At 73.8% G+C, this 25,889-nt stretch carries 27 protein-coding genes; 14 read left to right on the top strand and 13 right to left on the bottom strand.

All coding sequences use genetic code 11. The annotated features are described in order from the left end of the window. Positions 1-33: 33 nt before the first annotated feature. Positions 34-1,053: a ferric reductase-like transmembrane domain-containing protein gene (locus ACLJPL_RS21125; RefSeq protein ID WP_411082424.1), complete on the bottom strand. Its 1,020-nt coding sequence runs from the start codon at positions 1,051-1,053 to the stop codon at positions 34-36. Between the two features lie 231 nt (positions 1,054-1,284). Between ACLJPL_RS21125 and ACLJPL_RS21120 the strand changes: the two genes are divergently transcribed. Further along, positions 1,285-1,959: a hypothetical protein gene (locus ACLJPL_RS21120; protein ID WP_411082423.1), complete on the top strand. Its 675-nt coding sequence runs from the start codon at positions 1,285-1,287 to the stop codon at positions 1,957-1,959. A gap of 271 nt (positions 1,960-2,230) precedes the next feature. Then, positions 2,231-2,920 (top strand): sigma-70 family RNA polymerase sigma factor, encoded by a 690-nt coding sequence (locus ACLJPL_RS21115; protein ID WP_411082480.1) that lies wholly within the window; start codon positions 2,231-2,233, stop codon positions 2,918-2,920. On the opposite strand, the gene ACLJPL_RS21110 is transcribed toward ACLJPL_RS21115, so the two are convergent. Genes ACLJPL_RS21110 through ACLJPL_RS21095 form a run of 4 tightly spaced genes read right to left on the bottom strand, consistent with a single transcriptional unit; the run spans position 2,906 to position 7,223 of the window. Continuing rightward, positions 2,906-4,126 (bottom strand): MFS transporter, encoded by a 1,221-nt coding sequence (locus tag ACLJPL_RS21110; protein WP_411082422.1) that lies wholly within the window; start codon positions 4,124-4,126, stop codon positions 2,906-2,908. The two genes, ACLJPL_RS21115 and ACLJPL_RS21110, sit on opposite strands and share 15 nt — an antisense overlap. 42 nt (positions 4,127-4,168) lie before the next feature. Beyond that, complete coding sequence (locus ACLJPL_RS21105; protein WP_411082421.1) at positions 4,169-5,392, bottom strand: ATP-grasp domain-containing protein; 1,224 nt, start codon at positions 5,390-5,392, stop codon at positions 4,169-4,171. Further along, the gene (locus ACLJPL_RS21100; RefSeq protein WP_411082420.1) at positions 5,389-6,486 is read right to left on the bottom strand and encodes a pyridoxal-phosphate dependent enzyme; all 1,098 of its coding nucleotides are present in this window, start codon (positions 6,484-6,486) and stop codon (positions 5,389-5,391) included. Before ACLJPL_RS21100 ends, ACLJPL_RS21105 begins: the two co-directional genes overlap by 4 nt. Next, positions 6,483-7,223, bottom strand: coding sequence for a class I SAM-dependent methyltransferase (locus tag ACLJPL_RS21095; RefSeq protein WP_411082419.1), 741 nt, complete (start codon positions 7,221-7,223; stop codon positions 6,483-6,485). The genes ACLJPL_RS21100 and ACLJPL_RS21095 overlap by 4 nt, the downstream gene beginning before the upstream one ends. Positions 7,224-7,422: 199 nt before the next feature. Between ACLJPL_RS21095 and ACLJPL_RS21090 the strand changes: the two genes are divergently transcribed. Continuing rightward, on the top strand, positions 7,423-7,980 hold the full coding sequence (locus ACLJPL_RS21090; protein WP_411082418.1) for an AAA family ATPase: 558 nt from the start codon (positions 7,423-7,425) through the stop codon (positions 7,978-7,980). A 114-nt stretch (positions 7,981-8,094) separates the two neighbouring features. On the opposite strand, the gene ACLJPL_RS21085 is transcribed toward ACLJPL_RS21090, so the two are convergent. Next, complete coding sequence (locus ACLJPL_RS21085; RefSeq protein ID WP_411082417.1) at positions 8,095-8,967, bottom strand: undecaprenyl-diphosphate phosphatase; 873 nt, start codon at positions 8,965-8,967, stop codon at positions 8,095-8,097. A 188-nt stretch (positions 8,968-9,155) separates the two neighbouring features. Beyond that, positions 9,156-9,878 (bottom strand): TVP38/TMEM64 family protein, encoded by a 723-nt coding sequence (locus tag ACLJPL_RS21080; protein ID WP_411082416.1) that lies wholly within the window; start codon positions 9,876-9,878, stop codon positions 9,156-9,158. 22 nt (positions 9,879-9,900) lie between these two features. Between ACLJPL_RS21080 and ACLJPL_RS21075 the strand changes: the two genes are divergently transcribed. The 4 genes from ACLJPL_RS21075 (at position 9,901) to ACLJPL_RS21060 (ending at position 13,126) form a co-directional block, all read left to right on the top strand. Next, positions 9,901-10,641 carry a DNA alkylation repair protein gene (locus tag ACLJPL_RS21075; protein WP_411082415.1) on the top strand — a complete coding sequence of 247 codons (741 nt, stop codon included), beginning with the start codon at positions 9,901-9,903 and terminating at the stop codon, positions 10,639-10,641. Between the two features lie 87 nt (positions 10,642-10,728). Further along, positions 10,729-10,890, top strand: coding sequence for a hypothetical protein (locus tag ACLJPL_RS21070; RefSeq protein ID WP_411082414.1), 162 nt, complete (start codon positions 10,729-10,731; stop codon positions 10,888-10,890). Positions 10,891-10,985: 95 nt separating this feature from the next. After that, complete coding sequence (tuf, locus tag ACLJPL_RS21065; RefSeq protein ID WP_411082413.1) at positions 10,986-12,161, top strand: elongation factor Tu; 1,176 nt, start codon at positions 10,986-10,988, stop codon at positions 12,159-12,161. A 119-nt stretch (positions 12,162-12,280) separates the two neighbouring features. Beyond that, positions 12,281-13,126: a spermidine synthase gene (locus tag ACLJPL_RS21060; protein ID WP_411082412.1), complete on the top strand. Its 846-nt coding sequence runs from the start codon at positions 12,281-12,283 to the stop codon at positions 13,124-13,126. An 82-nt stretch (positions 13,127-13,208) separates the two neighbouring features. Here ACLJPL_RS21060 and ACLJPL_RS21055 read toward each other — a convergent pair whose 3' ends face one another. Continuing rightward, entirely contained in the window at positions 13,209-14,282 is a 1,074-nt protein-coding gene (locus ACLJPL_RS21055) for a hypothetical protein (RefSeq protein WP_411082411.1), read from the bottom strand. A gap of 134 nt (positions 14,283-14,416) precedes the next feature. Between ACLJPL_RS21055 and ACLJPL_RS21050 the strand changes: the two genes are divergently transcribed. Beyond that, a complete protein-coding gene (locus tag ACLJPL_RS21050) occupies positions 14,417-14,854 on the top strand; it encodes a DUF4442 domain-containing protein (protein WP_411082479.1) in 438 nt (145 codons plus the stop codon). A gap of 96 nt (positions 14,855-14,950) precedes the next feature. Here ACLJPL_RS21050 and ACLJPL_RS21045 read toward each other — a convergent pair whose 3' ends face one another. Beyond that, positions 14,951-15,481 carry a gamma carbonic anhydrase family protein gene (locus ACLJPL_RS21045; protein ID WP_411082410.1) on the bottom strand — a complete coding sequence of 177 codons (531 nt, stop codon included), beginning with the start codon at positions 15,479-15,481 and terminating at the stop codon, positions 14,951-14,953. Between the two features lie 218 nt (positions 15,482-15,699). On the opposite strand from ACLJPL_RS21045, the gene ACLJPL_RS21040 reads away from it, so the two are divergent. Both ACLJPL_RS21040 and ACLJPL_RS21035 read left to right on the top strand, forming a co-directional pair. Further along, positions 15,700-16,449, top strand: coding sequence for an acyltransferase (locus ACLJPL_RS21040; RefSeq protein ID WP_411082409.1), 750 nt, complete (start codon positions 15,700-15,702; stop codon positions 16,447-16,449). Between the two features lie 74 nt (positions 16,450-16,523). After that, a complete protein-coding gene (locus ACLJPL_RS21035) occupies positions 16,524-17,078 on the top strand; it encodes a YbaK/EbsC family protein (protein ID WP_411082408.1) in 555 nt (184 codons plus the stop codon). 258 nt (positions 17,079-17,336) lie between these two features. Here ACLJPL_RS21035 and ACLJPL_RS21030 read toward each other — a convergent pair whose 3' ends face one another. Further along, on the bottom strand, positions 17,337-18,149 hold the full coding sequence (locus tag ACLJPL_RS21030) for an aminoglycoside N(3)-acetyltransferase (protein ID WP_411082407.1): 813 nt from the start codon (positions 18,147-18,149) through the stop codon (positions 17,337-17,339). Positions 18,150-18,198: 49 nt separating this feature from the next. Beyond that, positions 18,199-18,609, bottom strand: a complete 411-nt coding sequence (locus ACLJPL_RS21025; RefSeq protein ID WP_411082406.1) for a CoA-binding protein — start codon at positions 18,607-18,609, stop codon at positions 18,199-18,201. Between the two features lie 75 nt (positions 18,610-18,684). On the opposite strand from ACLJPL_RS21025, the gene ACLJPL_RS21020 reads away from it, so the two are divergent. From ACLJPL_RS21020 to ACLJPL_RS21010, 3 genes are all read left to right on the top strand, one after another. Next, the gene (locus ACLJPL_RS21020) at positions 18,685-19,311 is read left to right on the top strand and encodes a YigZ family protein (RefSeq protein ID WP_411082405.1); all 627 of its coding nucleotides are present in this window, start codon (positions 18,685-18,687) and stop codon (positions 19,309-19,311) included. A 253-nt stretch (positions 19,312-19,564) separates the two neighbouring features. Next, on the top strand, positions 19,565-20,734 hold the full coding sequence (locus tag ACLJPL_RS21015; protein ID WP_411082404.1) for an exonuclease SbcCD subunit D: 1,170 nt from the start codon (positions 19,565-19,567) through the stop codon (positions 20,732-20,734). Continuing rightward, positions 20,731-23,736, top strand: a complete 3,006-nt coding sequence (locus tag ACLJPL_RS21010; protein WP_411082403.1) for an AAA family ATPase — start codon at positions 20,731-20,733, stop codon at positions 23,734-23,736. The genes ACLJPL_RS21015 and ACLJPL_RS21010 overlap by 4 nt, the downstream gene beginning before the upstream one ends. Positions 23,737-23,807: 71 nt before the next feature. Here the strand turns inward: ACLJPL_RS21010 and ACLJPL_RS21005 are convergent, their stop codons facing one another. After that, positions 23,808-24,254: an Lrp/AsnC family transcriptional regulator gene (locus ACLJPL_RS21005; protein WP_411082402.1), complete on the bottom strand. Its 447-nt coding sequence runs from the start codon at positions 24,252-24,254 to the stop codon at positions 23,808-23,810. Between the two features lie 87 nt (positions 24,255-24,341). On the opposite strand from ACLJPL_RS21005, the gene ACLJPL_RS21000 reads away from it, so the two are divergent. Continuing rightward, on the top strand, positions 24,342-24,836 hold the full coding sequence (locus tag ACLJPL_RS21000; RefSeq protein WP_411082478.1) for a rhodanese-like domain-containing protein: 495 nt from the start codon (positions 24,342-24,344) through the stop codon (positions 24,834-24,836). A gap of 120 nt (positions 24,837-24,956) precedes the next feature. Here ACLJPL_RS21000 and ACLJPL_RS20995 read toward each other — a convergent pair whose 3' ends face one another. Next, positions 24,957-25,859 (bottom strand): ATP-grasp domain-containing protein, encoded by a 903-nt coding sequence (locus tag ACLJPL_RS20995; RefSeq protein WP_411082401.1) that lies wholly within the window; start codon positions 25,857-25,859, stop codon positions 24,957-24,959. Positions 25,860-25,889: the final 30 nt, after the last annotated feature.

Below are 25,889 nucleotides of genomic sequence, written 5' to 3'. Positions count from 1 at the left end.
GACCCGAGCGTACGTGCCCGGGCGGACGCGTCCTCAGTCGTGGTTGTGGGTGGAGGAGGTGTCGTCCGGCGGTACGCTCCGCCCGCCGTCGCTCCCGCTGACCACCACCGCGATCAGCGCTGCCATCACGCCCACCACCGCGAGCCGGCCGCCCAGGCGCAGCGCCCAGCCCGTCCGGGAGACGGCGGTCCCGGACAGCGCGGGCAGCTTCTCGGAGCGACGGGCGGGCCGCAGCAGACGGACGAGCAGCAGGGCGGCGATCGGCAGCTGGAGCAGCCAGACGCTGGTGCGGAACCACCCGTCGTACCAGACGTTCGTCCCGTACAGCAGGGTGTGCCAGACGCTCAGCACATAGACCACGATCACGAAGCGGTGCAGCACGCGCCAGGTCTTCGGGCCGATGCGGTGGCGTACGTAGAAGAGCAGGCCGAGCGGTATCGCGAGGTACAGGGCCGCCTGGCCGATCGGGATGGCGACCTGGCCGGTCCCCGAGTCGTAGCCGCCCGGGACGAAGGTCTCGACGAAGGCGGTGGCCAGCGCGGAGTTCCAGGCCGCTGTGTCGTGCCGGAACAGCTCGGCCCCGAACAGCAGGGCGTGGGCCGCGATCAGCGCGATGGTGTTGAGGCTGGTGGTGCGGTGCAGGCGCTCCAGGCGGGGGCCCGGTATCCGCAGCCACGCCGGGCGGGGGCCGGAGAGCAGAAGCCCGAGGATCACTGTTCCCCACGCCCAGAGCAGGGCGGACCAGCCGAACGCCTGGCTGAGGAAGTACATCCAGAAGCCGCCCGCGTCGGCCATGAACGGCATCACGGAGACCGTGGAGGAGGTCTTGTTCTGGATGCGTATGTACAGCAGGACGAAGACGGCCGCCGTCACGAGGAGCGCCACGAGACCGTCCGGCCAGGAGGCGCGCAGGTCGGAGCGGAGGGTGGTGCGCTGGGCGGTGCGGGGCTGCCGGGGACCGGGGAGACGGCCGTCCGGGGACGCGGTCTCGGGCTGCTCGGCGGGGAGTTCGGCGGCCGCTGCCGGTTCGGGTGCGGGGGGTTGGTTCGTCATGCGGCCTCTTCGGGGCGTCGGCTGGCGGAGGGCGGACGCGTCGGCCCCGGGCCACGAGGCGTGCGCAGACGCGTTGTTGGAGCAGTCGGAGGCGCGGGGCCGAAAGTTCCCCCGCCGGCTCTGTGATGTGAATCACACAGGAGGCGGGTGGGGCAAACGGGGTGAACTCCCGTTGTTTCCGCATCTGCTGGTCTTCTCGCCGGGGCGGGTGCGGCTGGCACGATGGTCGCCATGGGAGCCGGAACCGCACTCCGCCTCGCACGCACCGCACTGTTCGCGGTCGTGTGCGTCGCCGTGTCCGGACTCGGCCATGCCCTGATGTCCGGCGGGCCGCTGCCGCTGCTGCCCCTGCTGGCCGTCCTCGTGCCGGTCACCGCCGCCGGCTGGTGGCTCGCGGGCCGCGAACGGGGCGCACCGGCCACCGTCTGCGCCCACGTCCTGGGCCAGTTGGCACTGCACGCCCACTTCAGCGCGGCCGCCGCCTGCTTTCCGGCGGCCTCCGGAACGGGCGCCACGGGGAGCGCGCACCACGCGCACGGGGCGATGTCCCACGCCTCCCACAGCGGGCCGGCCGGGGACGCCTCGTACCCGATGGAGCTTCTGGCGGCCTTCGACGGTTCGGTGTTCACCCTCGGCATGGCCGCCGCCCACGCGGTCGCCGGACTGATCTGCGGCTGGTGGCTGTGGCGCGGCGAGCTGGCCCTCGCCCGGCTGGGCCGCTCCCTGGCCCTGTTCGTGCGGGCCCCGCTGCGGACCGCCTGGCGTCTGTGGTCGGCGACGCCGCCCGCCGCCGGGCGGCCCACTCGGCGACGCACCCGCCGCAGGCCGGGCCGCCGCCCCCAGGACCGCCTCGCCCTGCACGCCATCTCCCGGCGCGGTCCGCCCCTTCCCGTCCCCTCCCTGTGACTTCCACCCGCCCACCCGGTCCTGTGCGACCCGGTGGCGGTACGGGTGTGCGCCGCGCACACCCGTGACAGGCATGCCGGTCGACCGGACCGCCCCGAGGGCGTCCGCGCGGCCGGCCACGCGGAGCCGGGCCCGAGGACCGCACCACGGCTCCGCCAGGACGCGAAGGACTGCTGTGACCCCTACTGCCACCCCCTCCCTCCCCGCCCGGCCGCCGACCGCCCCGGCGCCCCGGCCCCGGGTCCACGCCGCCCGGCAGAACGACGGACAGATCACCGACTGGGCCCTGGCCGCCGGAGGCGGCGACCGGGAGGCCGCCGACCGCTTCGTCCGGGCGACCTACGAGGACGTCCGCAGGTTCGTCGCCTACCTCAGCGCCGATGTGCCGGGGGCCGACGACCTCGCCCAGGAGACCTATCTGCGGGCGATGACCGGACTGGCCCGCTTCGCCGGGCGCTCCTGCGCCCGCACCTGGCTGCTGTCCATCGCGCGTCGCGTCGTGATCGACCGGTACCGCACGGCCGCCGTACGCCCCCGGACCGCGGACACCGCCGACTGGCAGGGCGCGGCGGAACGGACGCAGCCGCGCCACCTGCCCGGATTCGACGAGTCCGTCGCGGTCTTCGACGCCCTGAGCCGACTGGACCCGGCCCGCCGCCAGGCGTTCGTCCTCACCCAGATGCTGGGGCTCTCCTACGAGGAGGCGGCGGACGACGCGGGATGCCCTGTCGGTACGGTGCGCTCCCGCGTGGCCCGCGCCCGCCGGGAACTGGCGGGGCAGTGGCGCACCGAACCGGGGGAGCGGGCGGCGTCCGCCACGGCCGTAGTCGCCGTCGTAGCGTCCGCCACCGTCGTCCCCGGCACGGCTGTGTCCGCCACTGTCCTGTCCGGCGCGGGCGTCTCCGTCAGGTCCGTGCCCGTCACGGGCGCGACCGCTCCGGCCGGTTCAGCCGCCATCTAGGTCGGACGCCGTTCCCGCCCGGGGCTTCGAGGCGCCCCGGGCGGTACGGCGGAAGCTCAGCAGGAGCACCGGCAGCAGCAGGCACTGGAGGCAGGCGGCCACCCAGAACGCCCGTGCCGAGGCGGCCGACTCCGCCGCCGCGTACAGCTGGCCGCCCACCACCCCGCTGACGAACGCGCCGATGCCCGCCGCCAGTCGCTGGCGGCCGAACACGGCGGCCGGGGGAGCGGAGGCGCGGGCCAGCGCCTCCAGGTCGTTCTTCAGGAAGAGCACGATCTCGCCCACGCAGAGCAGCGCCCCGCCCACCGCGATGCCGGTGTGCCCGCCCCCGGCGATCGCCGCCATCCCCGCCGCCATGACCCCGAACCCCCACCGCAGGGCCGCCCGATAGGTCAGGGCGGCGATCCACTCGGCCAGCAGCGGCTGGGCGACGACGAGGAGGGCCGCGTACCCCATCATGACCGCTCCGTAGAAGCCGGCCGACGTCCGGGGGACCGCGTACAGCGCCAGATAGTGCTGGAAGAACATGAACGCGTACACGCTGGCGACCGTCACCAGGAACGGCGAGAGTCCGGGCCGCGACGGGCCCCCGCCCGGAGGCTCGTCCGCGACCGTCTCCGGGCGCGCCGCGTCGCGCGGCAGGAACGCGTGCCCCACCCCGACCAGCGCGAACAGCCCGGCGACGCACGTGAAGAGCACCCCGGGGGAGCCCATGACGAGCGGGGCCGCGGCCGGAGGGCCGAGCGCCATCCCCGCGTTGAACGCCGAACTGCTCGCCGACAGCAGCCGCGGCCGGTCCTCGTCCGGTGAACCGTCCACCAGATAAGCCTTGTTGGCGGGCAGATAGAGCGCCGCGCCCGCCGACACCAGCAGCAGCGCGCCGATCGCGAGCGCGGGGCTGGCCAACCCCGGTACGAACGCGGCGAATCCGGCCGTCCGCAGGGTCAGGGCCACCAGCATCGACCGCCGCAGCCCGATCCGCGCGGCGACCGGGCCCGCGACCACGCCCCCGGCGAACTGGATCAGCGAGGCCACCGCCAGCACGAAGCCGACCGTGCCCAGCCCGAGGCCGAGGCGCTGGTGCAGCAGCACCGACATGTACGGCAGCACGGCGAAGCTGCCCAGGGTGATCAGGAACGAGCCCGCCAGCAGAAGGCCCTGCGGGCCGCTGAACCTCCGCCCTGCCGTGGCCCGTCCGGCGCTCACGCCCACCGCCGGAGGGCCGGCCGTCCCGTGCTCACCCGGCCCTCACGGCGCGTCCGCGATCACCGGGCGTACCCGCACCGCCGCGCTCCACGCCCGGTGCTGGGCCAGCTCCGCCGTCGCCGCCTCGGCCAGCACCATGCCCGTGCAGCCCCGCTGATCGCCCACCTGGGCCAGGGTCTCGCCGGGCTCGCGGACGGGGTACCACTCCACGGGCCCGGGAAAGGCGGCGAGTTCGTCGAGGCCGTGCCAGCCCTTCAGGACCCCGGGGCGGTCGGCGTAGACGAGGACGAAGGCGTACGCGGGTCCCCGCCCGTCGAGCGGGGAGTCCAGCAGCCCGGGGCGGCGGCCGAGGGCCTCGTCCACCATCGCCGTGTACACATTGGTCCGCAGGGTCCGGCAGAGCACCTCGCCGACCAGCGCCCCGCCGATCCGCCGGTTGACCTCCACCAACTCGGGCCCCTCGGCGGTCAGGATGAACTCCACATGGGCGAACCCCCTTCGGTGCCCGGCCACTTCGAGGACCCGGCCCACCCACGCCTCGATATCGGCCCGCTCCCCGTCCGGCAGCGCCACCGGAAACGCCGCGACCTCCTCCCGTACCACCGCCGACCGGGACGTCTGGCGGCTCAGCACCCCGAGCAGCCGGGTGGTCCCCTCCCAGCTCAGGGTCTCCGCGCTGTACAGAGGACCGGACAGGAACGCCTCCGCGAACAGCGCCCCTTTCAGCGGCCGTTGGGCGGACTCCGCCAGCGCCCGGTGCAACGCCTCCTCGTCGTGCACGACCCAGACGTCGCGAGAGGAGGTGCCCGCCGAGTCCTTCAGCACGGCGGGCAGTCCGACCGTACGCAGCACCGCGTCCGCCCCCTTCGGCCCGGGCGGCACGGCCACGGCGGCGGACCGGCTCAACCCCCGCGCGTACAGGGCCTCCCTCACCCGGCGCTTGTCCCGCAGCAGCCGGACCGCCGCCGGGTCCGGGCCCGGGAGCCCCAGCTCGGCGGCCAGATCGGCGGCCGGCACGCTCCAGGTGTCCGTCGTGTTGATCAGCCCGGCCAGGGACGGGACGGCGGCCAGCGCCCGGCGGACCGCCTCCGGGTCGTCGGTGTCCACGTCCACGACGTCCAGCGCGTCGGGCGGCAGGGTGGCCAGCTCATGCCGGTACACCGAGCGGTCGCCGGTCAGCAGGCAGAGCCGGCGCCCGGTGGACGCGGCGGCCTCGGCCATCCTCCCGAGACCGAAGGACAGGGACTCCAGGGCGGCGATCGTCACGGCAGCATCTCCACGGTCGGTACGGGGGCGGGGGAGCCCGGTTCGGGCAGGCGGGCGGCCTCGGGCGCGGCGCGGCGGGCCCACTCCATCACCGACCACGGCGGCCGCAGGGCGTCCAGCGACGCGATCGGCCGGGGCCGCAGACCGGCCGGGTCCAGCGCCTCGGCGTGCCGGGCGAACACCCGCTCGGCGTAACGGTGTCCGGTGTCCGCGCCCAGCACCAGATGCAGCCGGCCCGGGTCGCGCGCCGCCTCCCAGGAGCCCGCCAGGTGCGCCGCCCCGGTGGACAGCCCGGCGAACACGGCGTGCCGGCGCAGCAGTCCGACCGCACCGGCCATCGCATGGCGGAAGTCCAGCCAGTGGACGGTGTCGTACAGCTCATGGTGGACGTTCCCGAACGGGATCGAACTGCCGATGCCCGCGATGATCGCCTCCGGGTCGCTGAACTGCTCGCTGCCGAAGGTGACACTGCCGAACGGCTGGACGCCCACCAGCCGCACCGCCCGCCCCGACTCCCGCAGCGCGCGGGCCAGTCCGCCGGTCGACGCCCCCGTGCCGACCGCGCCGACCACGGTGAGCGGGCCCTCGGGCAGGGACGCGGTGAGCAGATCGGCGAACTCCCGGTACCCGTCGTGGTGGACGGCGTCGTGGTACTGCCGCATCCAGTGGAAGTCCGGCCGTTCGGCCAGGAGCCGGCGAACATGGCGCACGCGCAGCTCCTGATCCAGGCGCAGGCTCTGCGACGGCGGCATCCGGTCCACGGTCGCGCCGAGGATCTCCAACTGGGCGAGCATCGTGGCGTCGACGGTGGTGGACGCCACGATGTGGCAGCGCAGCCCGTAGCGGTGGCAGGCCATGGCCAGCGCCACCGCGTAGATGCCGCTGGAGCTGTCGACCAGCGTCTGGCCGGAGGACACCCGGCCCCGGCGCAGCAGCGAACGGACCGCGCCGAGCGCCGCGTACACCTTCATCGTCTCGAACCGCGCCAGCACCACGTCAGCGTCCAGCCGGATCAGGTCCGGGGTCTTCACGGCGTCGGTGATGTGCTCGTGCACGGTCGCGGCGGCGGCCGACTGCCGCGCCCCGGCCCTCACTTGCGCCGCCCTCGGACGATGAGCCGGTCGGAGCGCTGGTCGTACCCCGACCCGTCGAAGCCGCCGAAGCACTCCACTTCGGCGAAGCCCGCCTCCGTGAAGAGGGCGTGCAGTTCGGCGGCCGAGTACAGCCAGGAGTGGAGGGAGGCCGTACGGGCCGAACTCCCGCGCACCAGCGTCCAGTCGGTGCGCAGCCGCCGCCAGCTGTCGAGGACGGTGTCGCGCTGGACGACGTACGAACCGTCCGGCAGGTCCACCACTTTGGGCCGCCCGATCCAGCCCGCCAGCACCTCCTTGCCCATCACGTCCACCAGGAGCTGCCCGCCCGGCTTGAGGCTGTCGTGGGCGTTGCGGAGCACCTGGAGGTTGTCGTCGGCGTCCTCGAAGTAGCCGAACGAGGTGAAGACGTTCAGTACGACGTCGAAGGCTCCGGGCTCCGTGTACGTGAGCATGTCGGCCCGCTCCAGGCGCACTTCGGCTCCCGCCGCGTCACACAGGTTCCGGGCCCGCTCCAGCATCGAGGGCGACAGGTCGACCCCCGTCACCGCGTATCCGCGTGCCGCCAGCGGCACCACGAACAGCCCCGGTCCGCAGGCCAGGTCCAGCACCCGGGAACCCGGTGGGAAGTCCAGCAGGGGGGAGGAGGCGACCAGGGCTGCGGCGGACTCGGCCCGGGCGGGTGGGAACATCGTCGAGGCGAAATCGGACCAGAGCGCGTCGTCCTCGTACCAATGCATGCCTCTCGGCCTCCTCCCGGCCCTTGTGGGGCCCGTCCTGCCCGCAGTACCTGGCGTGTCCGCCGTACTCGTCGCTGGGTCGTCCTCCAGTAGTCGGCCGCCCGGGCGGGGAAGTTCCCGCCGCCGCCCCCGGACGACGGGTGCCCTACGATCACCGGCGGGGGCGGAGCGGACCGCCCGTGCACGGAGCGGAGCGACGATGGCCTGGACCGAGGTACCGGTGGACACGGAGCCGGCCGCGGGCGCGGTCCTGCTGAGCGGCATCCCCGGCAGCGGCAAGTCCACGGTGGCCGCCGCGCTCGCCGCGCGGTTCGCCGCCTCGGCCCACATCGAGGTGGACGCACTCCAGGAACTCATCGTCACGGGCGGGCGCTGGCCCTCCCCGGAGCGGGACGAGGAGGCGGACCGGCAGATCTTCCTCCGGGCCCGCAACGCCTGCCTGCTGGCGGACAGTTTCGTCGGCGCGGGCTTCCTGCCAGTGATCGACGACGTGGTGGTCCGCCGGGCCCACCTCGACTTCTACCGGAAGCGGATCACGGTGGGGCCGCTGCACTGCGTGGTCCTCGCCCCGGGCGCGGCGAAGGCGGGGGAGCGCAACCTCGCCCGCGACAAGACGCTCACCACGGACTGGACGTTCCTCGACACGGCGATGCGCGACGAACTGGCCGGCCAGGGCGTCTGGATCGACAACGCCGAGCTGACGGTTCAGGAGACGGTGGACGCGGTCCTCGCGGCGACGGGGCTCACGGGCCGCTGAACCGGCGTTGTCAGACCCCCGCTCTACGGTGGTGACATCTATCCGCGCTGCTGGCTGCTGCGCTGCTGGATCGGCCCCGCCCGGCTGCTCCCGGGCGGGGCGCCCATCGCCGGGTCAGCCGGCCGACTCACCCGCGTGCGGGCTCAGCACACCGGTGGAGACGAGGATGAAGAGGAGGATGCCGAGGGCCACCCGGTAGTAGACGAACGGCATGAAGCTCTTGGTCGTGATGAATTTCATGAACCACGCGATGACGGCGTACCCGACGAAGAACGCCACGATGGTCGCGAAGATCGTCGGCCCCCAGGAGACATGGCCCTCGCCCACGTCCTTCAGCTCGTACGCGCCCGACGCGAGCACCGCGGGGATCGCCAGCAGGAAGGAGTAACGGGCGGCCGACTCACGGGTGTAGCCCATCAGCAGGCCGCCGCTGATGGTCGCGCCCGAGCGCGAGACGCCGGGGATCAGGGCCATCGCCTGGCAGAAACCGAAGATCAGGCCGTCCCGGACGCCCAGGTCCTTGAGCGTCTTGCGTTCCTTCACCGCGCGGTGCTTGCCGCCGGCTTCGTCGCGCGCGGCCAGCCGGTCGGCGATGCCGAGGACGATGCCCATGACGATGAGCGTCGTCGCGATCAGCCGCAGGTCGCGGAAGGGCCCCTCGATCTGGTCCTTGAGCGTGATGCCCAGCACCCCGATGGGGATCGAGCCTACGATGACCAGCCAGCCCATCTGGGCGTCGTGGTCGCCGCGCAGCTCCTTGTTCGTCAGCGAGCGGAACCACGCCGACAGGATCCGTGCGATGTCCTTGCGGAAGTAGATCAGCACCGCCGCCTCCGTGCCGATCTGGCTGATGGCGGTGAAGGCCGCCCCCGGGTCGTGCCATCCGGCGAACGCGGCGGTGAGCCGCAGATGGGCGCTGGAGGAGATCGGCAGGAACTCGGTCAGTCCCTGAACGAGTCCCAGGACGAATGATTCGAACCAGCTCATGGGGTTTGGGCCATCCCGAAGGTGATCGTGCATCGGCCAGGGACGACAGGGCCCATCGGCTGAGTGCTGCGTGCGGAGTGCGGTCGAGCGTCAAGGACGAGAAGAAGGACGAGAAGATCGCGGGCAGCGTATCGCCTGGAGGTGAACGCCGGGCTGACCGCACCCGTCCTTCCGGTGTCGCGGTCCGCTCAGTCCTTCGGCGTCCCCCGGCCGAGCCCGTGACGCTTGCGCCAGGCGACGAGCGCCCCGCCGAGACCGGACACCACGATGAAGCCCATCGCGGCCAGGAACAGCGGTGAGGTCGGCGACGCGGCCTGGCTGCCCGCTATGACGTACGCCGCCGTGTTCGGGATCGAGCCGAGGCCGGTGGCCAGGAGGAAGGGCGGGTAGCCCATGCGGGAGGTCGCCGCGCAGTAGTTGGCGGCGGCGAACGGGACCCCGGGGAACAGCCGGAGCGCCAGCACCGAGCGGAAGCCGTGCCGGCTCAGCACCCCGTCCGCGGCGGTGAGCAGTCTCCCGCGCAGCAGGGTGCGCAACGCGTCCTGGCCCAGTACCCGGCCCAGCGTGAACGAGACGCCCGCGCCCAGGACCGTGCCCGCGAGGGCCGCCGCCAGACCCGCCTGCGTGCCGAAAAGGGCGCCGGCGGCGAGGTTGAGGAGCGGGCGCGGCACGAACGCCACGGTCAGCGCCCCGTACGCGAGCCCGAACAGCATGGCGGCGCCGCTGCCGGTCAGCTGCTCCGGCCAGCCCGACGCCAGCAGCCGCTGTGGTTCGAACAGCAGCATCGTCGACGCGGCGGCCAGCAACACCGCGACGAGCAGCGAGAACCGGGACCAGGGCGAGAGCAGCGCCTTGGAACAGCGCAGGGCCAGACCGCCGGCGGGCGGGGAGGCGGGGACGGGCTCGAACATTCGGGGAGACTAACCGAAAAGTATGTGTGATCGCCGTAATGTGCGTCGCGTGGACCCCGCATCGCACCCCGCCCCCGCCGTACCGGAGAGCGCGCTCGCCGACACCGTCCTCGCGCGGCTGACCGCCGCGTACGCTCCGGCCGCCGACCCCGTACGGGCCGAGGCCGCCGCCGCGTACATGAAGCACATCGCGCCGTTCCTGGGCATCCCCACGCCGCGACGCCGGGCCCTGTCCCGGACCGTGACGGCGGGTCTGGGGCGGCCGGACGAGCGGGACTGCACGGCGATCGCGCTGCGCTGCTGGCGACTGCCCGAGCGCGAGTACCAGTACTTCGCCGTCGACTACCTGCGCCGCCACGTGGCCTCCTGCTCCTCCGGCTTCCTGTCCGTCCTGCACCACCTCGTCACCACCGTCCCCTGGTGGGACACGGTCGACGCCCTCGCCGCGCATGTCGCCGGGCCGCTGGTCACCGCCGACCCGGCCCTCGCCCGGTCCATGGACCGGTGGATCGACGACGACCTGTGGGCCGCCCGCACCGCCCTGCTGCACCAACTGCGCTACAAGGAAGCCACCGACGCCGACCGGCTCTTCGGCTACTGCCTGCGCCGCGCGGACCACCCCGACTTCTTCATCCGCAAGGCGATCGGCTGGGCGCTGCGGGAGTACGCGAAGACCGACCCCACCGCCGTACGCGACTTCGTCGAAGGGGCCAGGACCCGGCTGTCGCCGCTCTCCGTGCGCGAGGCGCTCAAGAACCTCTGAAGCCGACATGTCGACACTGGTCCCGGTCCGGCCCGGCCCGCCGAAAACCATTCGACGCGGCGGCCCCGCCCGGCCATGATCAGGGACATGTTCCGGTACGTCTTCCTCGCAGCGCGGTCCGCAGTCGCGGACGCGCCGAAGGCTGCCGTGAACGACGCGGCCGCCGAGGCCGTCGTCTCCGCAGAAGCAGCAGTCCTCGCAGCGGCGTTCACCGCCGCCGCGGCGCCCCTCGACGGCGCCCGAGGCTGACCCTCCCCCGACAGTCCGGCGGACCCCGCAAGGGGAGGGTCGGTGGGGCCCTGGGGTCTTCTCTTCTCAGCTTCGAGTCCTCAAAGGAACGAGCCATGCCCAAGACGGCATACGTGCGCACCAAGCCGCACCTCAACATCGGCACCATGGGCCACGTCGACCACGGCAAGACCACCCTCACCGCCGCCATCACCAAGGTCCTCAGCGAGCGGGGCGGCAGCAGCACCTCCTACGTGTCGTTCGACCGGATCGACCGGGCCCCCGAGGAGGCCCGGCGCGGCATCACCATCAACATCGCGCACGTCGAGTACGAGACCGACACCCGCCACTACGCGCACGTCGACATGCCCGGCCACGCCGACTACACCAAGAATATGGTCACCGGAGCGGCGCAGCTCGACGGGGCGATCCTGGTCGTCTCCGCGCTCGACGGGATCATGCCGCAGACCGCTGAGCACGTCCTGCTGGCCCGTCAAGTGGGCGTCGACCACATCGTCGTCGCCCTCAACAAGGCCGATGCGGGCGACCCCGAGCTGACCGACCTGGTCGAGCTGGAGGTCCGCGAGCTGCTCTCCGCGCACGGGTACGGCGGCGACGCCGTCCCCGTGGTCCGGGTCTCCGGGCTCAAGGCGCTGGAGGGCGACCCGCGCTGGACGGCGGCGATCGAAGGGCTGCTGGACGCCGTGGACACGTACGTGCCGATGCCGGTGCGCTACACCGACGCGCCGTTCCTGCTCTCCGTGGAGAACGTCCTGACCATCACCGGCCGGGGCACGGTCGTCACCGGCGCGGTCGAGCGCGGCACCGTCCGTGTGGGGGACCGGGTGGCGGTGCTGGGCGCGGACGTCGAGACGGTCGTCACCGGTCTGGAGACCTTCGGCAAGCCGATGGAGTCCGCCGAGGCCGGCGACAACGTGGCGCTGCTGCTGCGCGGGGTGGAGCGCGACCGGGTCCGCCGCGGCCATGTCGTGGCCGCGCCCAACAGCGTGGTGCCCAGCCGCCGCTTCACCGCGCAGGTGTACGTCCTGTCGACGAAGGAGGGCGGCCGGTCGACCCCGGTCGCCACCGGCTACCGGCCGCAGTTCTACATCCGTACGGCGGACGTCGTCGGCGACGTCGACCTCGGCGAGGCGGCCGTCGCGCGCCCCGGCGACACGGTCACGATGACCGTGGAGCTCGGCCGTGACGTCCCGCTGGAGAGCGGCCTCGGCTTCGCGATCCGCGAGGGCGGCCGCACGGTCGGCGCGGGCACGGTCACCGGCCTGCTCTGAGCACCGCCCCCGCCCCGCCACCCGTACGCGCGGGCGGCGGGGCGGGGGCGCGCGGGAGCCGCACTCCGGGCGGCGGGCAGGGGGCGCGGGGGCCGGGGCGCACCGGCGACAATGGAGGGGTGAACGAGCCGATACCCGTCATCCGCGACGTCGACCGCGGCACCGCCCGGCTGCTGCCCGACGTGGACCGCGACCGGGCCTGGCTGCTCACGGTCGACGACGCGCCCCAGTCCTATGTCGACCTCGACGACCCGACGTACCTGGAATTCGAGTACGTACGCCGCCTCGCGCACGTCGTGGACTGCGCGGCGCCCCCGGACACCCCGCTGGACGTCCTGCACCTCGGCGGCGGGGCGCTGACCCTGCCCCGGTACGTCGCGGCCACCCGCCCCGGCTCCCGGCAGGACGTCGTCGAGGCGGACCGGGAACTGCTGCGGATGGTGCGGGAGCATCTGCCGCTGCCCGACGACAGTAAGATCGCCGTGCACGCCGCCGACGCCCGGGCCCGGCTGGAAGCGGCGCCGCCGAAGTCCGCCGATCTCGTCGTCGCGGACGTCTTCGGCGGCTCCCGGGTCCCCGCCCACCTCACGTCGGTGGAGTACGCGAAGGTGGCCGGGCGGGTGCTGCGCGACGACGGGATCTACGCCGCCAATCTGGCGGACAGCGCGCCGTTCGCGTTTCTCCGCTCCCAACTGGCCAACTTCGCGGAGACCTTCGAGGAACTGGCGCTGATCGGCGAACCGGCGGTGCTGCGCGGCCGGCGTTTCGGCAACGTCGTCCTGCTCGCCTCGCACGCCCCGATCGACGCCGCGCCGCTCACCCGCCGCTGCGCCGCCGACGCCTTCCCCGCCAGGGTCACCCACGGGGAGGCGCTGGCCCGGCTCGTCGGCGGGGCCCGTCCGGTGCGGGACGCGGACGCCGTCGCCTCGCCCGAGCCGCCGGCCGGGGCCTTCACCGTCGGCTGAGGGGGCCGCGCCACGGCCTGCGGCCCGCGTCCCGGGTCGAAGCAGGACGCGGGCCGCGGGCCGTGGCGGGGCCGGAGCCGGGTCAGCCGGTCGTTTCGTCGGCGAGCCGGACCGTGCTCAGGATCTGCTGGATGGTGGCGTCCGGAAGCTCGTCGTCGACGCCGGCGACGGAGTAGAGGACCCAGGTCGAGTACTCGTCCTTGCCGTTCTTGAAGGAGAAGGCGATCGACTTGCCGTCCGTGTCGCACTTGCCCTTGTTGGCCAGACCGGTCGCGGAAGCGATCGCGACACTGCCGGAAAGGCCCGACTTCGTGGTGAACGGCTTAGGGTCGCCCACCTTGACCTTGCTCTTGGGGTCCGCCTGGCCGTAGGCCGCCCACGCCCAGGTGCCCGCCTCGCTCTTGGCCGCCTGGTCGGTGCTCTTCGCCCCCCGCGCGCCCTTCGTGCCGACGCCCGCGACCTCGTTCTCCTCCTCACGGCCGTCCTTGTCGGAGTCCTCGACGCACCACTTGCTCTTGTAGAAGGCGGGTGCGGAGAAACCGGCGATGGGCGCTTCCTCGGGGTTCTTGGCGTCCGAGATCCCGGCGAACATGCCGGGGCTGGAGACCTCCCAGTCGCCGGGAACGTCGAAGTGCGTGCCCCACTTGGGGTTGGTGACGACCTTCCAGCCCGGAATGACGGGCTTGGGGTCCCCGTCAGCGCCGCGCGGGTTCTCCACGGGCGCGGAGGAGGCGTCGTCGGACGCGCTCGGCTTCGCGGTCGGCGACGCGGACTTCTTGTCGTCCGCGACGGTCGAGCCGCCGTCGTCCTTCTTGTTCAGCACGATCGCACCGGTGACGACGGCGGCCACCACGACGGCGGTCGCGGCGACGATGGCGACGATCGTCGTCTTCTTCTTGTCGTCGGGCTTCGGCCCTCCGGGCGGACCGGGCACCGCGTACTGCGGGGCGGTCGGCTGCTGGTACGGGTTCGGGTACCCGTACCCCGGCTGCTGACCGGGCCGGCCCGGCGGATACCCGGGCGCACCGGGCTGACCCGGCTGCCCCTGCTGCGGATATCCCGGTTGCTGCTGATAGGGATTCGGCTGCTGGTACGGGTTCTGGTTCGGGTCCTGCGGGTTCTGCTCGCCCCCGGGCGGCTGCTGTCCTGGCCACATGGCCAGTAACCATAGAGGGATGGCGTGTCCACTGCTACGACCGCCCCCGTCCCAGTGCTGTCCCGGTGCTGTCACAGGGGGATGGCCAAACCTGGCTACTCGTGAGTAACCTTCGGTCTATGAGCGCTGAACAGATGACCGTCGGCGAGATGCTCGTCGCGACGGTTCCGATGGCCCGGACCCTCAACCTCGAATTCCTGGAGACGACCCCGGAGCGCGCCGTCGTCCGGCTGCCGGACCAGGCGGATTACCACAACCACGTCGGCGGACCGCACGCCGGAGCGATGTTCACGCTCGCCGAGTCGGCCAGCGGCGCCATCGTGATCGCCGCCTTCGGGGACCAGATGTCGCGCGCCGTGCCGCTGGCCGTCAGGGCCGAGATCGGCTACAAGAAGCTCGCCATGGGCGAGGTGACCGCGACGGCCACCCTCGGCCGCCCGATCGCCGACGTCGTCGCCCAGCTCGACGCGGGGGAGCGCCCCGAGTTCCCGGTCGCCATCGAGATCCGGCGCGCGGACGGGGCGGTCACGGGCGAGATGACCGTCGTGTGGACCCTGCGCCCCAACGGCTGACGCCCACGGGCGCGTGTTCCCCGAAGCCGCCGCCCCCTCCGGTCGGGGAGGGGGCGGCGGCTTCGGTATGTCGGCAGGTACGCGTCCGGGTGGGGCTCAGCCCTCGTGCGCCGCGCGGTGGGCCTTGGCCAGCTCCACGTAACCGGCCGCGTTGAACCGGATGCCCTCCAGCTCCTCCGCCGTCAGCGGCCGCTTCACCTTGGCCGGCACCCCCGCGACCAGCGACCCCGGCGGGACCCGCATCCCCTGCGGCACGAGCGCCTGCGCCGCGACCAGGGACCCGGCGCCGATATGCGCCCCGTTGAGCACCGTGGCGCCCATCCCCACCAGCACGTCGTCCTCGATGGTGCAGCCGTGCAGCACCGCGTTGTGGCCGACCGAGACGCGCGCGCCCACCGTGAGCGGGAAGCCGGGGTCGGTGTGCACGCTGCAGTTGTCCTGGATGTTGCTGTCCGGGCCGAGCGTGATCGGGCCGCAGTCGGCGCGCAGCACGGCCTGGTACCAGACGCTGGAACCGGCGGCCAGCGTCACCTCTCCGATCACCACGGAGGTCGGGGCCACGAACGCGTCCGCGTCGATGTCCGGCTCCTTTCCGCCCATGCCCGTGATCAACGCCTGCTCCGCCACAGCCTGCTCCTCGGTGGTTCGGTGGTTCGGTGGTCCGCCGGTCCGGTGTGCTCCGGTGGCCGGCGGACCGCTGGTTCGGTGTGCCGCTTCTGGGGCCTTCGATCGGGATCGGGCCGACTCACACGGTAGGCGACGGCTCCCCGCGCCCACCGGGCGGTGGGGTGAACATCACAGGTCACCGCCCGGATCGCCGCCGCCGGGCCGACTACCGTGAGCCCGTGCCGAAGAACCGAAACACGTTCTCCTTCCTCGCCCGCTGGCGGCGTCGTGCCGTCTCCCGCGCGGTGCACCGCGGCTGGGCGTGGGCGCGGGAGGCCGGAGCCGTGACCGCCGAGCACCCCGGGCGGCTGCGTTTCGGCGCGATCGGGGAAGGGACCCGGCTCGCCTTTCCGCAGGGGACCGTCTTCGGGGAGCCGTGGATCGAGCTCGGCGGGCACTGCATCATCGGGGAGCAGGTCACCCTGACGGCCGGGATGATGCCGGACCTGGACCTCGGGCCCGATCCGATCCTCACTCTGGGCGACGGGGTGGTGCTGGGGCGCGGCAGCCACGTCATCGCCGACACGACGGTGACGATCGGCCCGGACACGTACTGCGGTCCCTACGTCTACATCACGTCGACGAACCACAGCTACGACGACCCGCACGAGCCCGTGGGCAAGCAGTGGCCCCGGATGGAGCCGGTGGCGATCGGCCCCGGCTGCTGGATCGGCACCGGCGCGGTGATCCTGCCCGGCGCCCGCCTCGGCCGCAACGTGGTGGTCGCGGCGGGGGCGGTCGTCCGGGGCGAGGTGCCCGACCACGCGGTGGTCGCGGGGGCCCCGGCCCGTGTCGTACGGAGCTGGGACCCGGAGCAGGGCTGGCAGCCGCCCCTGCGCACGCCGGCCCCCGTGCCCATCCCGGAGGGCGTCACGCCCGAGCAGCTGCTCGCCCTCGCCGAGCTGGACCAGGGGCCGGAGGCCCGGTAGGGGCTTCGGGCCGGTCCCTCCCGCCCTGTGAGACGGCCAACGGGCCACCGATCCGCCGCTGTTAGCGTGGCCGCATGCGCGCACCCATCGGCACCTTCGAGGATGCCTCCCCCGCCTCGGAACGGTTCGACCTGCTCCCCGCCCCCGTCGTCGCCGCCCTGACCGAGGGCTGGGGCGATGTCACCGCCGACCGGCTCCTCCACGTCGACACCGACCCGGCCGTCGCGGACACGGCGGTCTTCGTCGAGCACTACGGGGCGGACCTGCTGGACACCTCCGCCAACTGCGTCGTCGTGGCGGGCAAACGCGGCGGAGAGGTCACCCTCGCCGCGTGCGTGGTGCTCTCCCGCACCCGGGTCGACGTCAACGGCGCGGTGCGCAAGCACCTCGGCGCCCGCAAGGCGTCGTTCGCGTCGATGGACACGGCGGTCGGCGAGACCGGCATGGAGTACGGCGGCATCACTCCGATCGGCCTGCCCGCCCCGTGGCCGCTCCTGCTGGACCCCGCCGTCGTGGACGAGGAGTGGGTCCTGATCGGCAGCGGCAACCGCCGGGGCAAGCTCATCGTCCCCGGCAAGGCGCTCGCCGCCCTCCCGGGAGCGGCGGTCGTGGAGGGCCTGGGGGTCTGAGCGGGCCCATGCGAGAGACAGGCCGGGAACAACTGTGCGACCCACCCGCCCGGCCGCTCGCCCGGGGAACACGTCACGGCACATCAGGGCGACCTCACGGTGGTGAAGGCGGTGCTGCATGGCGGTGAGCCGCTTCCGGCCGGGGCTGACGCCGCATCCTGGCGTGGCGGCCCGACAGCGAGGTGCGGCAGGACTCTGCGAAACGTGCGAGGCATGCCCGATCCGTGATGTGTGCGGCGGCGGGCTCTGCGCCCATGGCTACAAGAGGCCGCCGGGCCGCCGGTGCTCCGTGAGCCACCCGGTGGCGAAGTCGACGGCCGCCCGCAGCCGGAGGAGCCGGCACGTGGCTGACCCGAACGGAGTCGTCCGTACGTCACCGGGCCCGGCGCCCTCCTCGAAGGCGGCGCCCAGGGCCCCGAAGTCGCTGTCGTCCAGGGCGACGTCCTCGTACTCCCACCACTGCCGCACGCCACGTGGGGCCACCACGCAGCGGTAGCGGCGGTACGGAGGGGCGGGGCGGCGGTACTCGCCCAGGTGGAAGGCGGTGCAGGTGGCGAAGCCGGTGCCGAGCAGGAGGATCCTGGCGTCGGCCTCGTACAGCCGGGCGAGCGGGGAGTCCTCGCCGAGGTGGCAGTCCGGCCGGTGCCCGGCGAGCAGCTTCGCCGCCCCCGGGCCGATCGCCGCGAAGGACGTCTGCGGGTGGCCGCTGCGCTCCGCCCCCGCCGCCGTCCGTACGGCCTCGGCCAGCGCGCCCATCGACGGTGCGGGGGTGCGCGCCGGGTCGAACGCCGGCATCGACGAGCGGACCGCCTCGCGCGCCTCGGCGTCCAGGCCACGCACCCGGGCATGGTAATGAGGTGAAGTATCCGAATTCTCCGGGGTGAACGAAGGGACCACCACCGTCCCCTCCCGCCCCACCGCACGGCGCAGGGCCGCCAGCACGGCGTCGGGCCCGCCGTCGACCGGCCCCACCGCCCGCAGGGAGGCGTGCACCAGCAGGACGTCGCCGGGCCGCACCCCGAGCACGGCCAGGGCCGCCGCCCACCGCTCACCGTCGAGAGGTTCGTTCACGGCGGGGATCCTTCCCGCCCCGATACGCCCGCCACACCCGGCCCCAGGCTTACGAGGGCAGCCCCGGGATCTCGATCGCCGGGCACCGGTCCATCACCATGTCCAGCCCCGCCGCACGCGTCCGCTCGTACGCCTCCGCGTCCACCACGCCGAGCTGGAACCACACCGCCTTCGCCCCCACCGCCACCGCCTCGTCCGCGACCGCCCTGGCCAGCTCGCTGTTGACGAACACGTCCACCACGTCCACCGGGAACGGGATCTCCGCCAGCGAGGCGTACCCCTGCTCCCCGTGCACCGTCTCGGCCTTCGGGTGCACCGGCACCACCCGCTTGCCGAAGCGCTGGAGGACCTGCGCCACCCCGAAGGCGGCACGGGAACGGTTGTTGGAGAGGCCCACCACGGCCCAGGTGTCGCCCGAGTCCTGAAGAATCCGCCGGATCGTCTCTGTCTCTGTGTCCATGCCGGGACAACCGATGGCTCCGGCCCTGTCATTCCCGCCGGAACCCGCTGCCGTCGCGGCGCATAGGGTGGACGGATGCAGGAGCAGTACCGGACCGTCGCCCGCGCGGGAGCGCACGAGAGCGAGATCAACCGATCGCGCTTCCTCTGCTCCCTCGCCCCCGCCGCCACCGAACAGGAGGCGCAGGACTTCGTCGCACGCGTCCGCAAGGAGCACCCCGCCGCCACCCACAACTGCTTCGCGTACGTGATCGGCACCGACGCCTCCGTACAGAAGGCGAGCGACGACGGCGAACCCGGCGGCACCGCGGGCGTGCCGATGCTCCAGATGCTGATGCGCCGCGAGGTGCGGTACGTCGCGGCGGTCGTCACCCGCTACTACGGCGGCGTCAAGCTCGGGGCCGGCGGGCTGATCCGCGCGTACGGGGGAGTGGTCGGCGAAGCCCTGGACGCGCTCGGCACCCTCACCCGGCGGCGCTTCCGGCTGGCGACCATCCGCGTCGACCACCAGCGGGCGGGCAAGCTGGAGAACGATCTGCGGGCCACCGGGCGGGAGGTGCGCGAGGTGCGGTACGCGGAGGGCGTGACCATCGAGATCGGGCTGCCGGACGCCGACGTCGCCGCCTTCACCGGCTGGCTGGCGGACGCGACCGCCGGTTCGGCCACGCTGGAACTGGGCGGCGAGGCGTACGGGGACGTGTGAGCGGCACGCCGTTCCGGTGGAGGGGGGTGACGGCGCACCGTCCCCGTGCGGAAGTGCGGACGTGCGGACGTGTGGGCGGCACGCCGTCCCCGTGAGGCCCATCCCACGCCGGCCGAATCCTCGACCGATGCGGGATCGGCGGCCCGGCGGCGTTAGCGTGGTCGGTGCCGGCGGCGGGATCAGGGGCCGCTCCGGTGCGGCCCACGGGGTGGAGGACGACGTACATGCAGCGCACAACCGGTGGAGCGAGCACGTGAGGCTGCTGCACACCTCGGACTGGCACCTGGGCCGGTCCTTCCATCGCGTGCCCCTGCTCGACGCCCAGGCCGCCTTCCTGGACCACCTGGTGGCGACGGTCCAGGCCCAGGGAGTGGACGTGGTCCTCGTCTCCGGCGACGTCTACGACCGGGCCGTCCCGCCGCTCACCGCCGTCGAGCTCTTCGACCGCGCGCTGCACCGGCTCGCCGCCATCGGCGTCCCCACCGTCATGATCTCCGGCAACCACGACTCGGCCCGCCGGCTCGGCGTCGGCGCGGGACTCTTCGAACGCGCCGGGATCCACCTGCGGACCGACCCCGAGGGCTGCGCCACCCCCGTCGTGCTCGCCGACGACCACGGCGACGTCGCCCTCTACGGCCTGCCCTACCTGGAACCCGCCCTGGTCAAGGACACCCTCCGCGCCCCCAGGGCCGGACATGAGGCGGTCCTCACCGCCGCCATGGACCGGGTCCGCGCCGACCTCGCCACCCGCCCCGCCGGCACCCGGTCCGTCGTCCTCGCGCACGCCTTCGTGGCGGGCGGCGAACCCAGCGACAGCGAACGCGACATCACCGTGGGCGGGGTCGCCGCCGTCCCCGCCGGGGTCTTCGACGGCGTCGACTACGTGGCCCTCGGCCACCTCCACGGCTCCCAGCGGGTCACGAGCCGCGTCCGCTACTCCGGCTCCCCGCTCGCCTACTCCTTCTCCGAGGCCGACCACCGCAAGACCATGTGGCTGATCGACCTCGACGCCGACGGGAACATCACCGCCGAGGAGCGCGTCGACTGCCCCGTCGAACGCCCCCTCGCCCGGCTCCGCGGCCGCCTGGACACCCTGCTGGAGGACCCGGCCCTGGACCGCCACGAGCACGCCTGGGTCGAGGCCACCCTCACCGACCCGGTCCGCCCGGCCGACCCCATGGCCCGCCTCAGCGCCCGCTTCCCGCACACCCTCAGCCTCGTCTTCGACCCCGAGCGGCCCCCCGACGACCCGCTCGCCTCCTACGCCCAGCGCCTCAAGGGCCGCGACGACCACCAGATCGCGGAGGACTTCGTGGCCCATGTGCGCGGCGGCAGCGGCCCCAGCGATCCCGAACGCACCGTGCTGCGCGCCGCGTTCGACGACGTCCGGGTCGACGAGAGCGTGCGCGAGGTGTCCCGTTGAGACTGCACCGCCTCACCCTCACCGCCTTCGGCCCCTTCGGCGCCACCCAGGAAGTCGACTTCGACGCCCTCTCATCGGCCGGCCTCTTCCTGCTCCACGGCCCGACCGGCGCGGGGAAGACGTCCGTCCTGGACGCCGTCTGCTACGCCCTGTACGGAGCCGTCCCCGGCGCCCGCCAGAGCCCCGGCGCCACGCTGCGCAGCGACCACGCCCCCGCCGACCTGCCGACCGAGGTCCAGTTGGAGCTGACGGTCGGCGGCCGCCGCCTCGAAGTCACCCGCAGCCCCGCCCAGCCGCGCCCCAAGAAGCGGGGCGACGGCTTCACCCCGGAGAAGGCCCAGAGCCGACTGCGCGGTTACGACCCCGAGCGCGGCTGGCACGCCCTCAGCAAGTCGCACCAGGAGATCGGCGAGGAGCTGGCGCAGCTGATCGGCATGAGCCGGGACCAGTTCTGCCAGGTCGTGCTGCTGCCGCAGGGCGACTTCGCCCGCTTCCTGCGCGCCGACGCCGAAGCGCGCGGCAAACTCCTCGGCCGGCTCTTCGACACCCGCCGGTTCGCCGCCGTCGAGGAGCGGCTCGCGGAGCTGCGCCGGGGAGCCGAGGCCCGGGTGAAATCCGGCGACGAGCAGATCCTCGCCCTCGCCCAGCGCATCGCCCAGGCGGGCGGACCGGCGGCTGCCGAGGCCGCACCGCCCGCCGTACGGGCCGGCGAACCGGGCCTGGCCGAAACGGTCCTGGAGTGGGCCGCGATCGTCCGCAGCGCCGCCCGGGAACGGCTCGACATCGCCGGCGCGGTGGTGGCGGAGGCGGAAGGCCGCCAACTGGCCGCCGCGCGGGCGCTGGAGGCCGAACGCGAACTGGCCCGCCTCCAGCAGCGGTACGCCGAGACCCGGCGGCGCGCCGAGGAGCTGGAGGAACGGAAGCCCGAACACGACCGCTGCCAGGAGCGGTTGGAGCGCGCCCGCAAGGCCGACCGGGTCGCCCCGGCGCTGGAGCTGCACGAGGAGGCCGAGCGGGCCCACCGGGCGGCGGACGACGCGCTCGGCCGGGCCAGGGAGCGGCTGCCCGCCGACCTGGCCGACGCCGGAGCCGACCAACTCGCCGAGCTGGAACGCCGGTTCCGGCAGGAGCTCGGCGGGCTCGAAGCGGCCCGCAAGGACGAGGCGCGCAGTGCGCGGATCGACGAGGAACGCGTCCGGCTGAACCGGGACGCCCGGGCCGACGAGGAGGTCGTCCGGGAGGCGGACGCCTGGCTGGCCGGCTGGGAGACCGCCCGCGCGGAGCTCACGCGGCGCGTCGAGGCCGCCCAGGACGCCGCCACCCGTGCCGAACAGCTCGCCGGACGACTGGCCCCGGCCCGCCGCCGACTGGACGCGGCACGCCGTCGTGACGCGCTCGCCACCGACGTACAGGACGCTCGTGAGACGGTCGACGCCGCACGTCAACAGGCCCTGGACGCCCGTGGATCCTGGCTCGACCTGCGGGAGCGCCGCCTGCGGGACATCGCGGCGGAGCTGGCCGCCGGCCTCGTCGAGGGCGAACCCTGCACGGTCTGCGGAGCCGCCGAACACCCGGCCCCCGCCAGCCCCGGCGACGGCCATGTGGACCGGGCCACGGAGGAGAAGGCCCTCGCCGTCCACCGGTCCGCCGAGGAGGCCCACGCCCGTACGGAACAGCGGCTCGGACTCGTACGCGAACGGCACGCGACAGCCCGGGCGGAGGCTCAGGGGGACGACCCCGCAGAGCCCGCTGTCGCCGAACTCCGTTCCCTCGTGGACCGGTTGGCCGATGAGCACGCCCAGGCCCACTGCCTCGCCGCCGGGACGCACGCCGCGCGCGAAGCCCTCGCCGCCGCCGAGCGCGAGCACGCCGAGCGGGTGGAGCAGCGGCAGGACGCCAGGAACCGGGCCGCCGCCCGGACCTCCCAGCGCGAGGCGCTCGACCGTGAGCAGTCCGCCCTGGAGGAGCAACTCGTCGCCGTCCGGGGCGCGTCGCAGTCCGTCGCCGCGCACGCGGACCGGCTGACCCGCCGGGTCGCGCTCCTCGCGGACGCCGCCGAGGCCGTACGCGCCGAACAGGACGCGGCCCAGCGCCGAAAGGCCGCCGACGACCGGCTCTCGGACGCGGCCTTCAAGGCCGGGTTCGACACCCCGCAGGCCGCCGCCGCGACGCTCCTCGACGCCGGGGCGCAGCGCGACCTCCAGCACCGCGTCGACGCCTGGCAGGCCGAGGCGGCGGCGGTCGCGGACCGCCGGGGCGAGCGGGACGCGCGCGCGGCCGCCGAGCGCCCGCCGGCCCGGCCGGCGGCGGCCGAGAGCGCCCGGGCGACGGCGGAGTGGCTGCTGCGCGAGGCCGCCTCGGCCCTCGCGACCGCCCGCGACCGGTGCGCCGAACTCGACCAGCTCTCGGGGCGGGCGGCCGAGGAGGTACGGCGGCTGGGACCGGTGCGCCAGGAGTACGAGCGGGTCGCCCGGCTCGCGGGACTGACCGCGGGGACCTCCGCCGACAACGAACGCAAGATGCGCCTGGAGGCGTACGTTCTCGCCGCCCGCCTCGAACAGGTGGCGGCGGCTGCCACCGCCCGGCTGCAGCGGATGTCCTCCGGCCGCTACACCCTCGTCCACTCCGACGCCCGCACGGGCGGCCGCCGGGCGGGGCTCGGGCTCCACGTCGTGGACGCCTGGACCGGCAGCGAACGGGACACGTCGACGCTCTCCGGCGGGGAGACGTTCTTCGCCTCGCTGGCCCTGGCGCTCGGCCTCGCCGACGTCGTCACCGAGGAGGCCGGGGGCGTGCGCCTGGACACCCTCTTCATCGACGAAGGGTTCGGCAGCCTGGACGACCAGACCCTGGACGAGGTGCTGGACGTGCTGGACTCGCTGCGGGAGCGGGACCGCAGTGTCGGGATCGTCAGCCATGTGGCCGATCTGCGCCGCCGTATCCCCGCCCGGCTCGAAGTGGTCAAGGAGCGGCACGGATCGACGGTGCACCACCGCCTGTGACCGTCCGTGTGTCCGTCCTGGCGGGTTCAGGGTGTGTCCGGCCTATCCGGTCCTGATCCGCCGGACACGCCCTACCGGCCGATCGCACGCCGGGGGAGCGGCGATGAGTAGACGACGCTGGTGGTGACCGATCCCAGAGCGCTGATCCGGCCGGTGACCTCCTCCAGGTGCCGCATCGAGCGGGCCGTCACCTTGAGGACGAAGCAGTCGTCGCCGGTGACGTGGTGGGCCTCCACGATCTCCGGGGTGGTCTCCAGGAGGTCGTGGAACGGCTTGTAGTTCCCGTGCGGATAGCGCAGCCGTACGAACGCGAGGACCGGCAGCCCGAGCCGTTCGGCGTCGACCACCGCCGCGTAACCGCTGATCACGCCGGTCTCCTCCAGGCGTCGCACCCGTTCCGTCACGGCGCTCGGGGACATGGCCACGGCACGGGCGAGCTCGGCGAAAGTGGCGCGGCCGTCGCGCTGGAGGACATCGAGAATGCGCCAGTCGGTGGCGTCCGGGGAATAGTCGGTCATCCAGTGAGGGAACAGGGAAATCCCCGGCGGATCAAGGTGAGCGCCCGGGAATCCCACTTCCTGGGCCGCGTCCACGGCCATAGATTCCTGGTCATGACCTCTCCGCTCACGGCCACCGCCGTCAACTCCGTCCTGCGCGTCCCGCCCGCCTCCCCGGCCGAGGCGGCGGCCTACTTCGGCGCTTCGCTCGCCTTCCACGCCGATGTGTCCGACGTCGCCTCCGCACTCGCCGGCGATGGCGACCCCGGCTTCGTCGTGGTGGACTCCCGCTCCACCGCCTCCTGGGACCAGGGCCACGTGCCCGGCGCGGTGCACCTTCCGACAGCGCTCATCCCCGGGCAGGCGGCGGCGCTGCTGGACCCGGCCGTACCGGTCGTCGCGTACTGCTGGGGCCCGGGCTGCAACGGCGCGACCCGCGCCGCGCTGGCTCTCGCCCAACTCGGTTACCAGGTCAAGGAGATGCTCGGCGGCTTCGAGTACTGGGCGCGCGAGGGCTTCGCCTTCGAGACCTGGGAGGGCGGCGAGCAGCGTGCCGCCGACCCGCTCACCGCTCCGGTCGACGCCGCCGACTGCGGCTGCTGAGGGGGGTAACCGTCGACGGTGCGTTCCTTGACGGGCTCGGCCCGGCTGGGTGGGCTACCTCAGGGCTTGGCCCGGCCGGGTTGGCTCCCTCACGGCCTCGGACCGGCCGGGTGCGCTCCCTCAGGGCGCGGCCCGGTCAGGTGCGCTCCCTCTCGCCCTCGGCCCGGCGGTGGCCAGCGCCGCGAACAGCTCGCCCGCCCCGGCCCCTGCGGGCAGTCCGCTGACCTGGCCGTCGCCCACCTCCACCACCCGCCACGCCCCGTCCTCCCGCAACGCCAGATCGGTTGTGACCCAGCGCGGCCCGAGCCGCCGCACCGCCTCACGCACCGGGCCCAGCGGCGGGTCGGGCAGCCGGTCGGGGGTGTCGGGGTGGGCGGTGACGAGCACCGGCTCGCCGTCCAGCCACCACACCCGCGCCTCGCCGCCCGGTACGAACGGTTCGAAGGTCCGCAGCACCACGCCGCCGGCCAGGTCCTCGCCCTGGAGCCCGACGAACCGGCCGACCACGGAGACCAGTCGGCCCCGGTCGGTCAACTCCGGTACGAAACAGGCTTCGTGCCACTCGTGCTTGCGGGACTTCACGAAGTCCTTGACGATGCCCGGCCCCCGGCCCAGCGGAGCGGCGAGCGCGACCAGTTCCCCGGGGCCGCCCAAGGGCGTGCCGCGCCATACGCTGTGCGGGGTGAGATGGGCGAACGCCCCGTACCAGCCGGGTAGTTCGTGTGCGAGGCGGTAGTCGGCCGCACCGGTGAGCAGGGCGCAGCCCCGCAGGGCGAGGGCTTCCTCCAGCTCGGCGTACCGGGCAGAGGGGATCATCCAGCCCCGGTACCAGTACGGACCGGAGTCCCGCACCACCCGTGCGCCCGCCCCGGCCGCGTCGCCGGCGAGTAGCGCGTCGTGGTCGATCAGGGCCACCCGGCCGCCCGCTTCCCGTACGGCCGCGGCCTCGCCGGCGAAGTGCGGGTCGGGCCGGTTCGGCCGCAACGGGTCGGCGCAGAACAGGAATCCGTTCCGAACGGACATGGCAGGCCGCCTCGCTTCCCCACTTCGTCA

Source organism: Streptomyces sp. cmx-18-6 (genome assembly GCF_046548915.1).
Lineage (GTDB): Bacteria > Actinomycetota > Actinomycetes > Streptomycetales > Streptomycetaceae > Streptomyces.
Note: the sequence above shows the minus strand (reverse complement) of the source record. Positions and strands in the feature narration are given on the sequence as shown.

Excerpts from the sequence above, each read along its gene's own strand:
- tuf (WP_411082413.1), top strand. The coding sequence starts at position 10,986 with ATGCCCAAGACGGCATACGTGCGCACCAAGCCGCACCTCAACATCGGC.
- ACLJPL_RS21125 (WP_411082424.1), bottom strand. The coding sequence starts at position 1,053 with ATGACGAACCAACCCCCCGCACCCGAACCGGCAGCGGCCGCCGAACTC.
- ACLJPL_RS21085 (WP_411082417.1), bottom strand. The coding sequence starts at position 8,967 with ATGAGCTGGTTCGAATCATTCGTCCTGGGACTCGTTCAGGGACTGACC.
- ACLJPL_RS21050 (WP_411082479.1), top strand. The coding sequence starts at position 14,417 with ATGACCGTCGGCGAGATGCTCGTCGCGACGGTTCCGATGGCCCGGACC.
- ACLJPL_RS21070 (WP_411082414.1), top strand. The coding sequence starts at position 10,729 with ATGTTCCGGTACGTCTTCCTCGCAGCGCGGTCCGCAGTCGCGGACGCG.
- ACLJPL_RS21020 (WP_411082405.1), top strand. The coding sequence starts at position 18,685 with ATGCAGGAGCAGTACCGGACCGTCGCCCGCGCGGGAGCGCACGAGAGC.
- ACLJPL_RS21120 (WP_411082423.1), top strand. The coding sequence starts at position 1,285 with ATGGGAGCCGGAACCGCACTCCGCCTCGCACGCACCGCACTGTTCGCG.
- ACLJPL_RS21035 (WP_411082408.1), top strand. The coding sequence starts at position 16,524 with ATGCGCGCACCCATCGGCACCTTCGAGGATGCCTCCCCCGCCTCGGAA.
- ACLJPL_RS21075 (WP_411082415.1), top strand. The coding sequence starts at position 9,901 with ATGTGTGATCGCCGTAATGTGCGTCGCGTGGACCCCGCATCGCACCCC.
- ACLJPL_RS21080 (WP_411082416.1), bottom strand. The coding sequence starts at position 9,878 with ATGTTCGAGCCCGTCCCCGCCTCCCCGCCCGCCGGCGGTCTGGCCCTG.
- ACLJPL_RS21055 (WP_411082411.1), bottom strand. The coding sequence starts at position 14,282 with ATGTGGCCAGGACAGCAGCCGCCCGGGGGCGAGCAGAACCCGCAGGAC.
- ACLJPL_RS21090 (WP_411082418.1), top strand. The coding sequence starts at position 7,423 with ATGGCCTGGACCGAGGTACCGGTGGACACGGAGCCGGCCGCGGGCGCG.
- ACLJPL_RS21025 (WP_411082406.1), bottom strand. The coding sequence starts at position 18,609 with ATGGACACAGAGACAGAGACGATCCGGCGGATTCTTCAGGACTCGGGC.
- ACLJPL_RS20995 (WP_411082401.1), bottom strand. The coding sequence starts at position 25,859 with ATGTCCGTTCGGAACGGATTCCTGTTCTGCGCCGACCCGTTGCGGCCG.
- ACLJPL_RS21005 (WP_411082402.1), bottom strand. The coding sequence starts at position 24,254 with ATGACCGACTATTCCCCGGACGCCACCGACTGGCGCATTCTCGATGTC.
- ACLJPL_RS21095 (WP_411082419.1), bottom strand. The coding sequence starts at position 7,223 with ATGCATTGGTACGAGGACGACGCGCTCTGGTCCGATTTCGCCTCGACG.